The following is a 12,484-nucleotide window of genomic DNA, read 5'->3' as shown; positions in this document are numbered from 1 at the left end:
AGAGCACTGTCCGGGTCCCTGTCCGGGTCACTGCCCAGGTCACTGTCCGGGCCCCGACAACGCCGAGACAGTACGCGGACAGACCGGCGCAGCAGCCTCTGTCACGTCATCGAGAGTCATCGATTCGAGCCAGGAGAGATCACATGAACGCCCTCGTCAAAGTAGGTGTGTTCGCCGGAGCCGTCGTTGCCCTCGGCGGCCTCGGTTCCGCCGTCGGCGCCGCCGCCGGCCCGCTCGGCGAGCCGGAGCGCCAGACCCACCAGGAGCACGGGACCACCAGCGACGGCCACGGAGGCCACGCCGGTCACGCCGGTCACGGCGGGAAGTCGGCACCCGCGGCCACCGGGCTCAACGTCACCGAGGCCGGTTACACCCTCGACCTCGTCGAGGACCGCTACCAGCGCACGGCCGACGCCACGCTGCGGTTCCGGATCCTCGGTGACGACCACGAGCCGGTCACCCGGTTCGCGACCGCCCACGGGAAGAAGCTCCACCTGATCGTCGTACGCCGCGACCTGGCCACCTTCCAGCACGTGCACCCGGTGATGGCCGCCGACGGCACCTGGTCGGTCGGCGCCGACCTCGCCGAGGCCGGCACCTACCGCGTCTTCGCCGACTTCCAGCCGGAGGCGGCCGCCGAGGGCCTGACCCTGGGGCAGGACCTCTTCGTCGGCGGCACCTACGAGCCGCAGCCGCTCCCGCCGGCCGCCGGATCCAGCGCGATCAGCCCCTACCGGGTGGATCTGGACGGTCATCTGGTCGCCGGCAAGACCTCGCGGCTCACCTTGACCGTCACCAAGGACGGCGAGCCGGTCACCGACCTGGAGCCCTACCTCGAGGCGTACGGCCACCTGGTCGCGCTCCGCGACGGCGACCTCGCCTACCTCCACGTCCACCCCGAAGGGGCGCCCGGCGACGGGAGCACCGAGCCCGGCCCGGAGATCACCTTCTCGGCCGAGGTGCCGTCGGCCGGGACGTACCGCCTGTTCCTCGACTTCCAGCACGCCGGCGAGGTGCGCACCGCGGCCTTCACCGCGGTCGCTGAGACCCACTGACCCCCTGCCTGAGCAGGGTCCACCACAGAGAGAGGAAAGCACCATGTGCAGCACCACCTACACCGTTTCCGGGATGACCTGCGGCCACTGCGTCAGCTCCGTCACGGAAGAGGTCACCCAGATCGCGGGCGTCTCCTCCGTCGACGTCGACCTGGCCACCGGCCAGGTGACCGTCACCTCCGAGAACGAGCTCGACCCCGCGCAGGTTCGGCGCGCGGTCGAGGACGCCGGCTACCAGCTGGCGAGCTGATCCACCCGCGTCGGCTCCTCGTGAGCGGGGAGCCGACGCGTACGCCGATCCACCCACCGAAGGACACCAGTGATGACCGTCTCCGAAACCTCCACACCATCCTCCGCACCGACCACCGACTTCGAGCTCGAGATCAACGGCATGACCTGCGCGTCGTGCGCCAACCGGATCGAGCGCAAGCTCAACAAGCTCGACGGTGTCGCCGCCACCGTCAACTATGCGACCGAGAAGGCGAAGATCTCCGTCGACGCGGACCAGGCCGACATCGACGCGAGCGTGCTGATCGCGACCGTCGAGAGCGCCGGGTACGGGGCGACGGAGCCTCGCCGCGAGGCGGCCCCGTCGAGCGCTTCGGCCACCGACGGGGACTCCACGGATCCGGTCGCCCCGCTGCGGCGACGGCTGCTGATCTCGGCTCTGCTCACCGTCCCGGTCGTGCTCATGGCGATGGTGCCCGCGCTGCAGTTCGAGAGCTGGCAGTGGCTCTCGCTGACGCTCGCTGCCCCGGTCGTCGTCTGGGGCGCCGCGCCGTTCCACCGGGCCGCGTGGACCAACGCCCGCCACGGCGCTGCAACGATGGACACGCTGGTCTCCATCGGCACCCTGGCCGCGCTCGGCTGGTCGCTCTACGCGCTGTTCCTCGGCACCGCCGGCGAGCCTGGGATGACCCACCCGTTCAGCCTCACCATCGAGCGCACCGACGGACTCGGCAACATCTATCTCGAGGCAGCCGCCGGCGTCACCACGTTCATCCTGGCCGGCCGCTACTTCGAGGCCCGCTCGAAGCGCCGTGCGGGCGCCGCCCTCACCGCGCTCCTCGAGCTCGGTGCCAAGGAGGTCGCCGTCCTCCGCGACGGGTCCGAGACCCGGATCCCGGTCGACGAGCTCGCTGTCGGCGACCTGTTCGTCGTACGTCCCGGGGAGAAGGTCGCCACCGACGGCATCGTCGAGGACGGTTCCTCCGCCATCGACGCGGCGATGCTGACCGGCGAGTCCGTGCCGGTCGAGGTCGCCCCCGGTGACGCGGTCACCGGGGCCACCGTGAACGCCGGCGGGCGCATCGTCGTACGTGCGACCCGGGTCGGCGCCGACACCCAGCTCGCCCAGATGGCGCGCCTGGTCGAGGAGGCGCAGACCGGCAAGGCCGCGGCGCAGCGGCTCGCCGACCGGATCTCGGGGATCTTCGTACCCATCGTGCTCGCCCTCTCCGCCATCACCCTCGGGTTCTGGCTCGGCGCGGGTGCGGGTGCCGCCACCGCGTTCACCGCGGCGGTGGCGGTGCTGATCATCGCCTGCCCGTGCGCGCTCGGTCTGGCGACGCCCACGGCCCTGATGGTCGGCACCGGACGCGGCGCCCAGCTGGGCATCCTGATCAAGGGCCCGGAGGTGCTCGAGAGCACCCGGAAGATCGACACGATCGTGCTCGACAAGACCGGCACCGTCACCAGCGGCACCATGACTCTGACCGACGTGATCGCCGCACCCGGCGAGGACGCCGACGAGATCGCCCGGCTGGCCGGCGCCCTGGAGCACGCCTCCGAGCACCCGATCGCCCGGGCCATCGCGTCCGGGGCCGAGGCCCGCGTCGGCACCCTGCCCGCAGCCGAGGACTTCGCCAACGTCCCGGGCCTGGGGGTGCAGGGCATCGTCGAGGGTCACGCCGTCCTCGTCGGCCGGGTCCGGCTGCTGGAGGAGTGGAGCCAGTACCTGCCCGAGGACCTCGCCTCCGCGATGGCTGCTGCCGAGAGCGAGGGTCGCACCGCCGTCGCCGTCGGCTGGGACGGGCAGGCCCGAGGCGTCCTGGTCGTCAACGACGTGATCAAGCCGACCTCGGCCGAGGCGATCGCGGAGTTCCAGCGCCTGGGCCTGACCCCGGTCCTGCTCACCGGCGACAACGAGACGGTGGCCAGGTCGGTTGCCGCCGAGGTCGGGATCCCGGTCTCCGCGGACACCGTCATCGCGGAGGTCCTCCCCGAGGACAAGGTCGCGGTGGTGCGCCGGCTGCAGGAGGAGGGTCGCGTGGTGGCGATGGTCGGAGACGGCGTCAACGACGCCCCGGCCCTGGCCCAGGCCGACCTCGGCCTCTCGATGGGCACCGGCACCGACGTGGCCATCCAGGCCAGCGACCTGACCCTCGTCCGCGGCGACCTGCGGGTCGCGGCCGACGCGATCCGGCTCTCCCGCAAGACGCTGGCCACGATCAAGGGCAACCTGTTCTGGGCGTTCGCCTACAACGTCGCCGCGATCCCGCTCGCGGTCGCCGGCCTGCTCAACCCGATGCTCGCCGGCGCCGCGATGGCGTTCTCGTCGGTGTTCGTGGTGAGCAACAGTCTCCGGCTGCGCCGCTTCCGTTGAGAGCACAGAACTGAGAGCACGGAGCTCGCCTGGTCATCGGCTGACGGTCGATGGCCGGGCGAACCCAACGTTTCCGCACTTCTGCGCGAACGTGTGGACAGTCGTCGAGCGGCCTGCCGATGATGTCGAACATGAAGATCGATGTACGTCGTATTGCGGCCGCCGTCGCCGTCCCCGTGATGCTCCTGGGCGCCACCACCGCGTGTGGCTCCGAGAGCGAGGAGCCGGGCTCGAAGCCCGCCGCGGAGACTGCGGAGACGGAGGCCGCCGCCGCCCCGGAGACCGAGGCCGCGGAGGAGACCGAGGCCGCGGCGCCCGCCGCCGGGGAGGTCCCCGACCCGAGGAACGACCCGGAGGGCTTCGAGGACTACCTCACCGAGATGTACGTCAAGGCGGGCATGACCGACGACCAGGCGACGTGCATGTCGGCCGCCTTCATGGACAACGTGGACCTCGACGCCATCACCGACCCTTCGTCCGTCTCCGCCCTGATGGGTGACGAGAAGCTCACCGAGGCCATGACGAAGTGCGTGTGACCATCGGCTGATCGCCGGTCGCCGCTCCCCGATCTCGCGGCTCAGCGAGCCTAGACTCCGAGCGTGGACCATCACGTGCTGCTGATCGTCGGGGCGGCGCTGGCGATCATGATCGCGGCGTCGGTGTTCTCGCGGCGTACGGGGGTGGCGGCGCCGCTGCTGCTCGTCGGGCTCGGGATCGGGGCGAGCTATCTCCCCGGTGCGCCGCAGATCGAGCTCGACCCGGAGCTGATCCTGGCCGGAGTGCTCCCACCGTTGCTCTACTCCTCCGCCGTCAACCTGCCGGTGATCGACTTCCGGCGCAACCTCCGGCTGATCAGCTGGCTCTCGGTCGTGATGGTGATCGTCTCGGCTCTGGTGATCGGTGCGGTCGTCCACTGGTTGTTCCCGGCGATCTCGTTCCCGCTCGCGGTCGCGCTCGGCGCGGTCGTCAGCCCCACCGACGCGGTGGCGGCGACGGCGATCGGACGGCGGGTCGGGCTGCCCCCTCGGGTGATGACGGTGCTGGAGGGGGAGAGCCTGGTCAACGACGCGTCCGCGCTCGTGGTGCTCCGTACGGCCGTCGCGGGGATCGCGGCGACCGGCTCGTTCTCGCTGGGGCGTACGGCCCTGGAGTTCGGCTGGGCGGTCGTCGGCGCGCTCGTGATCGGTGGCGTGGTCGGTTGGCTGACCGTGCTGCTGCGCGAGCGTCTGGACGACCCGGTGCTGAACACGACGATCTCGTTCGCGGTGCCCTTCGTCGCCTACTTCCCGGCCGAGGAGCTGAACGCGTCCGGTGTGCTCGCGGTCGTCGTCGCCGGACTGGTCACCGGCGCGCTGGGCAGCCGCCGGTTCAGCGCTCGTGACCGGCAGACGCAGGCGACCACCTGGTCGACGTTCAACTTCATCCTGGAGAGCGGCGTCTTCCTGGCGATGGGCTACCAGCTGCCGGAGTTGGTCGATGCCGCCCGCGGCGAGACGACGCTCGGTGAGATGACCGGTCTCGTCCTGATCGTGGTCGCGCTGCTCGTGGTGCTCCGGTTCGCCGGGCTCGCCGGCCCCGCGTTGCGGGACCAGGAGGCGACCCAGGAGGAGGTACGCGCCCGCCTGGACCAGTTCGAGGAGAAGCTCGACTCGCTGGACCCTGACGACGACCGCGAGGACACCCGGATCGTCTCGGCCAGGCGGCGGCTGGCGCGCAGCCGCGCCGACATCGACTTCGAGGAGCGCGAACCGATCACCAAGCGTGGCTTCGTCACGATCGGCTGGGCCGGGATGCGTGGGGTCGTCACCGTCGCCGCCGCCCAGACCATCCCGGCCGGCACCTCCCACCGCGCCACCGTCGTCCTCGCCGCCTTCCTGGTCGCACTCATCACGCTCGTGCTCTTCGGGCTCACCCTCCCCGCCGTGATCCGGCGGATGCGGTTCCCCGGCGAGTCGTCCCAGGACCGCCACGACGCGTTCCGTGCTCTGCTGCGCCAGGTCGGTGAGGACGCGATCGACGCCCTGGGACCGCTGGAGTCGCAGACCATCGACGGCGAGCCGATCGACCCGCAGCTCGTCACCAAGCTCAAGGACCGGATCCTCCCGCGGGTCCTCGCCGGGGTCCGTGAGGCGCCGGCGATGCGCCCCGATGTGCTGGAGCAGACGATGATCCTGCAGCGGCGCTACCTCGACGCGATGCGGGACGCGCTCGCCGCCGAGCGCAGCATCGGGGCATACAGCTCACACACCTACCGCAAGGTCGAGGGGATGCTCGACGACATGGAGAAGCGGCTCGACGTGAGCTGAGCCACCACTGGGTGGGGTCAGACAGTCTCGAAGCCGGCCATCATGGCCATGTCCTCGTGCTCCAGGTTGTGGCAGTGGATGAGGAACCTCCCGGCGTACTTCTCGAACCTGACCCGGACCCGGACGGCCTCGTACGGACGTACGTCGACGGTGTCCTTCCAGCCGAGGTCCATCGGGCCGGGCCCGCGGTTGCCGCGGCGGAGGACCTGGAAGGGCGAGAGGTGGACGTGGACGGGGTGGTGCGCGTCGGTGAAGAACTCCCAGATCTCGGTCGAGCCCAGCGGCACCTGGGCCTGCGGGACGGCCGGGTCGAAGGGCTTGCCGTTGATGCCCCAGCCCTTGCGGCCGTGCACCCTCGCCTGGCGGAAGTGCCACCTGCGGACGACCGCGCCGTCGGGCTTCTCGGGCTCGGGCACGTCGGCCAGCCGCTCCGGGATCCGCACGTCGTCGGCCGCGCGGCGGGCGATCCGGAAGCGCATCACCTGAGCGGTCCGTCCGGTCCCCAGGCCGTTGCGCATCTCGACGGTCGTCCCCGGCGGCAGCGAACGGAAGTCGACGACGACGTCGAACCGCTCGCCCGACGCCATCGTGATCTCGTGGTGCTCAGCGGGGGCGGCGAGGAGTCCGCCGTCGGATCCGATCTGGGTGAAGCTCACCGGCTTCCCGTCGTCGGTCGTCAGACTGAGCGTGTAGCGGCGCGCGTTGGAGGCGTTGAGCAGTCGCAGCCGATACTGCGCCGCGTCGACCTCCGCCTCCGGCCACGGGGCGCCGTTGACCAGGATGACGTCGCCGAGCACGCCGGCCATGTAGCGGTTCTCGACCCCGGGCGTGCTCAGCAGCTCCGGGTCGAGCGCGGGATAGCGCAGCGCACCGTCTTCGTCGAAGGCCCGGTCGGCGATCATCAGCGGGATCTCTCGCACGCCACGCGGCAGCGAGAGAGCGTCCTCCTCATCGTCGCGGATGATGTGGAAACCGGCCAGCCCACGCCACACCTGCGGGGCGGTGAAGTCCATCCGGTGGTCGTGGTACCAGAGCGTCGTGGCGGGCTGCTCGAGCGGATAGCGGTAGTCCCGCCTCCCCGTGCTGACCTGCGCGTTCGGGTCGACCATCGGCTGGTGTCCGCCGTCGTGCCCGGCCGGATGGGCTTGGTAGGTGTTGAAACCGGGCGGCACCAGCAGATCCGTCGGCCAGCCGTCGCTCTCCGCCGGCGTGTGCCCGCCGTGGAGATGCGTCGCGGTGGGCAGCATGAGCGCGTTGGTGTGGCGCACGGTCACCGGCTCGCCCCGCCGGGTCTCCAGCGTCGGACCGGGAAAGACCCCGTCGTACGTCATCATCTCGGTCTTCAGCCCGGGCAGGACCTCCACCGACGCGGAGCGTTGGGTGATCTCGATCAGGCCGTCCGAGGGGCGCTTGACCGGCGGCAACGGCAACGGTGTGGCGTACGCCTTCGGCAGCCGTGCGGCGCTGTGCAGGATCCGTCCGGTCTGCCCGGGGGCATCGCCGCAGGCGGCCAGGGACCCGGCGATCGGCGCCGCGAGCCCGGCGCCGATCAGGGCGCGTCGTCCGATCCTCATCGCCGGGCCTCCCGCGGGCTGCCCGCACCACGACGCAGCGAGGCGATGGCCAGCGCCACCGCGATGCCGACGGTGAGGACCCCGACCGGGACGTGCCACTGCAGGACCCGGGTGTAGCCCAGGACGGCCTGGACGTGGATGAGGAGGAAGAGCACGAGCGACCAGACGAGGAACCACCATCGCCCGCGCATCGCGACGACAGCACCCGCGGCGACCGGCAGCAGCAGGGCGAGGCCCTGCAGCGCTGCCGCTCCGGCGGTGTGCAGCCCCAGCGCCTCGAAGGTGCCGGAGAAGTAGGAGCCGATGAAGATCGGTTGCCCGATCGCGAAGAGCGCCGTGACGACCGCGACTGCGCGGAAGCAGAAGAGGCTGATGCGTGGTCGGCGCTCGGATATCTCGGTGGTCACACCGAAGACGATATGTAGCCGCGGTACCTATGGCATCGGGTGTTCCCCTGATCGTCGCGGACGCTCTGTCGGGGTCGGCCCCGGAACGTACGTCCTGGTTCTTGGGCGGGTCGCCCAAACACGTTCTGTTTCCGCGACGGTGCCAGGCCGGTAACGGCGCCGTTACCTTCGATTCTCAACCGGACATCCCGGACAGCCCGGGGCCGGATGTACGAAGGAGCTGACCCCCATGAGCTCGGTGCTCAGATCACTCTCCCTTCGCGTTGCGGCGGTCGCTGCGGCCGTCTCCCTCCCCCTGCTCGGCCTGGTCGCCCCGGCCGAGGCCGAGAGCCCGTACGAGCGCGGGCCCGACCCCACCGCGTCCAGCGTCCTGGACAACGGCACGTTCGCGCTCTCCTCGACGTCGGTGTCCTCACTGGTCACCGGCTTCGGCGGCGGCACGATCTACTACCCCACGTCGACGACCCAGGGCACGTTCGGCGGTGTCGTCCTCGCGCCGGGCTTCACGGCCTCGTCCACGTCCTACGCGTCGGTCGCCCGTCGGGTCGCCTCCCACGGGTTCGTGGTCTTCGCGATCGACACGAACTCCCGCTACGACCAGCCCGAGAGCCGTGGAACGCAGATCCTCGCCGCGGTGCGCTACCTGAAGTCGAGCGCGTCCTCCGCGGTCGCCACCCGTCTCGACGAGTCGCGGATCGCCGTCTCCGGCCACTCGATGGGCGGCGGCGGAACGCTGGAGGCCGCCAACCAGGACTCCTCGATCAAGGCCGCGGTCGCGCTCCAGCCCTGGCACACCGACAAGACCTGGCCCGGCATCCAGGTCCCGACCATGATCATCGGCGCCGAGCTGGACACCGTCGCGCCGGTGTCGTCCCACTCGATCCCGTTCTACACCTCGGCCACCGGTGCCCGGGAGAAGGCGTACGGAGAGATCAACAACGGCGACCATCTCATCGCCAACACCGACGACGACTGGCAAGGACGCCTGTTCGTCACCTGGCTGAAGCGCTACGTCGACGACGACACCCGCTACTCGCAGTTCCTCTGCCCGGCGCCGTCCTCGATCAACCTGTCCGACTACCGCAACACCTGCCCGGACTGATCCGGCGGTCCTGAACCGTCCGAATGTCCCCCACGAACCGGCCACCTCGGGGGAGGTGGCCGGTTCCTTGTGTGTGGCATTGGAAGATGGGGGCATGACCGGAAATAGTGGAAACGTCGAAAACAGCACAGGCATCCGCGTCGCGTCCGTCGATGACATCCCCGAGGGTGAGGGCATCGCGATCTCCTCGAAGATCACCGGCACCGAGGACGACATCGCCATCCTGCGCGACGACGACGGCACCTGCTGGGCCCTCAACGACACCTGCACCCACGAGACCGCCTCGTTGGCCGAGGGCTGGGTCGAGGACGGCGACGTCGAGTGCCCGCTGCACTCCTCGCGGTTCAACCTCAAGACCGGCAAGGTCGACGGGCTCCCGGCCACGCGCGACACCGTGCCGCACCGGGTCGAGGTGCGTGACGGGGAGGTCTACCTCTTCCCCGGCGAGAGGCCGTGACGGTCACCTCGGTTGTCGTCGTCGGTGGTGGCATCGCCGGTGTGTCGACCGTCGCGGAGCTGCGGAAGAACGGGTACGCCGGTGAGCTGACGCTCGTCTCGGCCGACGCCGTTCCCTATGACCGCCCGCCGCTGTCGAAGGCATACCTGGCCGGCGAGAAGCCGCTCGACGCCATCGCGCTGCAGCGCCCGGACTGGTACGCCGACCAGCAGATCTCACTGATCGGTGACGCTGTCGCCGTCTCGGTGCGCCCGGACGCCGGCGAGGTCGAGCTCGCCGACGGGCGGGTGCTGCCGGCGGACCGGATCGTGCTCGCCACGGGCGGTCGAGCGGTGCGACCGACGTTCGGCCAGCTCGGACGAGACGCGCCCGTCCATGTGCTGCGGGACGTCGCGGACGCCGACAGGCTGCGTACGCAGCTGGTGCCCGGCGCGCGGCTGCTGATCGTGGGTGGCGGCCTGATCGGCGCGGAGGTCGCCTCGACCGCTCGCGGGCTGGGGGCCGAGGTGGTCCTCGTCGATCCGCTCGACCCTCCTCTTGCCGCAGCCGTCGGGACCGAGGTGGCCAGGTGGCTGCACGGCCTGCACGCCGAGCATGGTGGGGAGGCGCTCACGACCACGGTCGAGACGCTGCTGGAGGCCCGGGCCGGGGTCGCCGTGCAGCTCAAGGGCGAGCCTGACTCGCGCCGGTTCGACGTCGTGCTCCTGGCGGTCGGTCTGGTCTCCGAGACCGGGCTCGCCGAGGCCGCGGGCCTGGAGACCTCCCGCGGCATCCTGGTCGACTCCGGCCAGGTGACCAGCCACCCGTCGGTCCTCGCGGTCGGAGACTGCGCCCGCCTCCGCGACCACCCTCGTGCCGAGCACTGGGAGGCCGCCCAGCGGGACGGCGCCCGGGCGGCGGCGACCATCCTCGGGTCAGCGCCCCCGCCCGCTACTGCACCCTGGTGGTGGTCGGACCGGTACGGCCTCCACGTCGAAGGCGTCGGCGAGATGCGCTCGCCGGACGCGGAGCATCAGACCGTCGTACGCGGCGTGGTCGGCCAGCCGCCCTTCTCGGTGTTCACGCTCCGCGGCGAGCGTGTCATCGGCGCGGTGGCGGTGGACGACCCCAACGCCGTGCGCGCGGCGCGGCGGATGATCGACCGAGGGGTCGACGTACGGGCATCTGATCTCGCCGATCCCGCGACCGACCTGCGCAAGCTGCTGCGCGGGACCAGGTAGCTCTCGGCGCAGCCCCGCCGATGACATCCGGTGACAAGCGGGAAAGGCGCCCCGCGAGCAGCTCGCGGGGCGCCTTCCGTGGGTGAGGAGGGTCAGACGGTGAGCTGAGCCGGCTTCGACTGGTTGGCGACGCGGTTCTCCGAGTCGATGAACCAGGCGAGCTGCTCGACGCGGGTGATGATCGCGTGGAGCAGGTCGGCAGTGGTCGGGTCCTCGGCGTCGATGTCGTCGTGGATGTCACGAGCGGTCTTCGAGGTGGCGTAGAGCGCGGCGGCGGCGAGGTCGGCGGCGGTCGCAGTGTCGACCTCGGTCGCGGGGAGCGGCGCGAGGGTGGTGTCCTCGGCGACGGTGCCGGTGCGGCCGTCGGGGAGGATGTAGAGCGCGCGCATGCGCTCGGCGATCTCGTCGGTGAAGTTGCGGGCGGCGTCGACGACCTCGTCGAGGACGAGGTGCATGTCGCGGAAGTTCTTGCCCACGACGTTCCAGTGCAGCTGCTTGCCCTGCAGGCTCAGCTCGGTCAGATCGACGAGCAGACGCTGCATCTGGGTCGCGAACGCCGGGCTCGGGACGAACGCGGGGTGCGAGGTGTGGGTGGCGCTGCTGGTGTCGGTCTTCGTGGTCATGTTCGGTGGATCCCCCAGATCGAAGTGTTGGTCTTTCGTGGTGACACCCACTGTGCCACCTTTTCTTGAACCATTCCAGAAAGGTAAGTCTTCCCTAAGTCGTCGACTGCGGTTCCCGGTACGCCGTAGAGTCGAGACGTGCCGCCTTCTCCCCTCGTCGCGAGGGTTCGTCGTCCGGAGATCTTCGAGACCAGCCGGCTGAGCGCGGACGCGCAGGTCGAGGCCTGGGAACGCCACAACGCCTGCGCGCTGGTCGCGCTGTCCTGCCGGCCGATCGACGACCACGGGTTCGATGCGCAGGAGGTCAACCTGCAGCTCGACCAGATCCATCTGGCGCGGGTCCGGGCCACCCGCCATGTCGTCGAGCGGCCGGCCAGCCTCGTCAAGGAGATTCCGGCCCGGTCGATCGCCGTCTATGCCAGCCTCCGCGGCGAGGCGATCCTGGAGTACGCCGGCCGCCGCACGATCATCCGCCCCGGCCAGCTGATCGTGTGCGACGTCGATGCGCCCTTCCTGCGCGGCTTCGGGCACGGTCTCGAGGAGCTCGCGGTCAAGGTCCCGATCGACGCCTTCGCGGCCCGCACGGGGATGGCATCCATGCCGTCCCCGCTCGTCCTCGACGCCGGCAGGGATCAGGACCCGCACGGTCGCGCCCTGGTGCAGATGGTCGGTCGAGCGCTCCGACCCCACGACCCGGTGCCGGCCGACGAGGGCGCCGTGCTCGACCTGATCTCGGTGATCGCCACCGAGGGCAAGGTGTCCCTGGCCACCGCCCACCGCGCCGCGGCGAAGGCGTTCATCGAGGACCATCTGGCCGATCCCGGCCTCTCCGCCACGGCGGTCGCCGCCGGCGCCGGCATCTCCGAGCGCCACCTGTCGCGGCTCTTCGCCGACGCCGGCACCAGCGTCCCCCGCCACATCCTCGGCCGGCGCCTCGAGCTCGCCTATGCGATGCTCGCCGCCGGATCGGACCGGACGATCCGCACCATCGACGTCGCCGAGAGGTGCGGCTTCACCTCCGCCTCCTACTTCTCCCAGGCCTTCCGCAAGCGTTTCGGCGTGACCGCCGGAGACGTACGCCGCGCCGCCCGCGCCTGATCCCAGCCGAGGCGTCACCCCCGCCGGCCGAGGCGTC

12 protein-coding genes are annotated in these 12,484 nt (G+C 70.9%); 9 read left to right on the top strand and 3 right to left on the bottom strand.

Annotated elements, in window-relative coordinates; translation table 11 throughout:
• The first annotated feature begins 143 nt into the window (after positions 1–143).
• From WBG06_RS10865 to WBG06_RS10845, 5 genes are all read left to right on the top strand, one after another.
• Entirely contained in the window at positions 144–1,055 is a 912-nt protein-coding gene (locus WBG06_RS10865) for a hypothetical protein (RefSeq protein WP_336736640.1), read from the top strand.
• 43 nt (positions 1,056–1,098) lie between these two features.
• The gene (locus tag WBG06_RS10860) at positions 1,099–1,305 is read left to right on the top strand and encodes a heavy-metal-associated domain-containing protein (RefSeq protein ID WP_336736638.1); all 207 of its coding nucleotides are present in this window, start codon (positions 1,099–1,101) and stop codon (positions 1,303–1,305) included.
• 72 nt (positions 1,306–1,377) lie between these two features.
• Positions 1,378–3,660, top strand: a complete 2,283-nt coding sequence (locus tag WBG06_RS10855; protein WP_336736637.1) for a heavy metal translocating P-type ATPase — start codon at positions 1,378–1,380, stop codon at positions 3,658–3,660.
• A gap of 131 nt (positions 3,661–3,791) precedes the next feature.
• Positions 3,792–4,196 carry a hypothetical protein gene (locus tag WBG06_RS10850; protein ID WP_336736636.1) on the top strand — a complete coding sequence of 135 codons (405 nt, stop codon included), beginning with the start codon at positions 3,792–3,794 and terminating at the stop codon, positions 4,194–4,196.
• A gap of 63 nt (positions 4,197–4,259) precedes the next feature.
• Positions 4,260–5,966: a cation:proton antiporter gene (locus tag WBG06_RS10845; protein ID WP_336736634.1), complete on the top strand. Its 1,707-nt coding sequence runs from the start codon at positions 4,260–4,262 to the stop codon at positions 5,964–5,966.
• Between the two features lie 17 nt (positions 5,967–5,983).
• Here WBG06_RS10845 and WBG06_RS10840 read toward each other — a convergent pair whose 3' ends face one another.
• Complete coding sequence (locus WBG06_RS10840) at positions 5,984–7,540, bottom strand: multicopper oxidase family protein (protein WP_336736633.1); 1,557 nt, start codon at positions 7,538–7,540, stop codon at positions 5,984–5,986.
• Positions 7,537–7,947 (bottom strand): hypothetical protein, encoded by a 411-nt coding sequence (locus WBG06_RS10835; protein ID WP_336736631.1) that lies wholly within the window; start codon positions 7,945–7,947, stop codon positions 7,537–7,539. Before WBG06_RS10835 ends, WBG06_RS10840 begins: the two co-directional genes overlap by 4 nt.
• A gap of 229 nt (positions 7,948–8,176) precedes the next feature.
• Between WBG06_RS10835 and WBG06_RS10830 the strand changes: the two genes are divergently transcribed.
• The 3 genes from WBG06_RS10830 to WBG06_RS10820 all read left to right on the top strand — a co-directional run bounded on the left by WBG06_RS10830 (position 8,177) and on the right by WBG06_RS10820 (position 10,726).
• Positions 8,177–9,049: an alpha/beta hydrolase family protein gene (locus WBG06_RS10830; protein ID WP_336736629.1), complete on the top strand. Its 873-nt coding sequence runs from the start codon at positions 8,177–8,179 to the stop codon at positions 9,047–9,049.
• Positions 9,050–9,143: 94 nt separating this feature from the next.
• Entirely contained in the window at positions 9,144–9,506 is a 363-nt protein-coding gene (locus WBG06_RS10825) for a non-heme iron oxygenase ferredoxin subunit (protein WP_336736628.1), read from the top strand.
• Positions 9,503–10,726, top strand: coding sequence for an NAD(P)/FAD-dependent oxidoreductase (locus WBG06_RS10820; RefSeq protein ID WP_336736626.1), 1,224 nt, complete (start codon positions 9,503–9,505; stop codon positions 10,724–10,726). The genes WBG06_RS10825 and WBG06_RS10820 overlap by 4 nt, the downstream gene beginning before the upstream one ends.
• 92 nt (positions 10,727–10,818) lie before the next feature.
• Here the strand turns inward: WBG06_RS10820 and WBG06_RS10815 are convergent, their stop codons facing one another.
• Entirely contained in the window at positions 10,819–11,349 is a 531-nt protein-coding gene (locus tag WBG06_RS10815; RefSeq protein ID WP_336736624.1) for a Dps family protein, read from the bottom strand.
• 138 nt (positions 11,350–11,487) lie between these two features.
• Between WBG06_RS10815 and WBG06_RS10810 the strand changes: the two genes are divergently transcribed.
• Positions 11,488–12,447, top strand: coding sequence for a helix-turn-helix domain-containing protein (locus WBG06_RS10810; RefSeq protein ID WP_336736623.1), 960 nt, complete (start codon positions 11,488–11,490; stop codon positions 12,445–12,447).
• Positions 12,448–12,484: the final 37 nt, after the last annotated feature.

Source organism: Nocardioides sp. CCNWLW239, assembly GCF_037137035.1.
Lineage (GTDB): Bacteria > Actinomycetota > Actinomycetes > Propionibacteriales > Nocardioidaceae > Nocardioides.
This window is presented reverse-complemented; position numbering and strand designations above follow the sequence as displayed.

What these genes read in the sequence shown, in the direction of transcription:
- WBG06_RS10830 (WP_336736629.1), top strand. Translation starts at nt 8,177, where the DNA reads ATGAGCTCGGTGCTCAGATCACTCTCCCTTCGCGTTGCGGCGGTCGCT.
- WBG06_RS10825 (WP_336736628.1), top strand. Translation starts at nt 9,144, where the DNA reads ATGACCGGAAATAGTGGAAACGTCGAAAACAGCACAGGCATCCGCGTC.
- WBG06_RS10865 (WP_336736640.1), top strand. Translation starts at nt 144, where the DNA reads ATGAACGCCCTCGTCAAAGTAGGTGTGTTCGCCGGAGCCGTCGTTGCC.
- WBG06_RS10860 (WP_336736638.1), top strand. Translation starts at nt 1,099, where the DNA reads ATGTGCAGCACCACCTACACCGTTTCCGGGATGACCTGCGGCCACTGC.
- WBG06_RS10815 (WP_336736624.1), bottom strand. Translation starts at nt 11,349, where the DNA reads ATGACCACGAAGACCGACACCAGCAGCGCCACCCACACCTCGCACCCC.
- WBG06_RS10855 (WP_336736637.1), top strand. Translation starts at nt 1,378, where the DNA reads ATGACCGTCTCCGAAACCTCCACACCATCCTCCGCACCGACCACCGAC.
- WBG06_RS10840 (WP_336736633.1), bottom strand. Translation starts at nt 7,540, where the DNA reads ATGAGGATCGGACGACGCGCCCTGATCGGCGCCGGGCTCGCGGCGCCG.
- WBG06_RS10850 (WP_336736636.1), top strand. Translation starts at nt 3,792, where the DNA reads ATGAAGATCGATGTACGTCGTATTGCGGCCGCCGTCGCCGTCCCCGTG.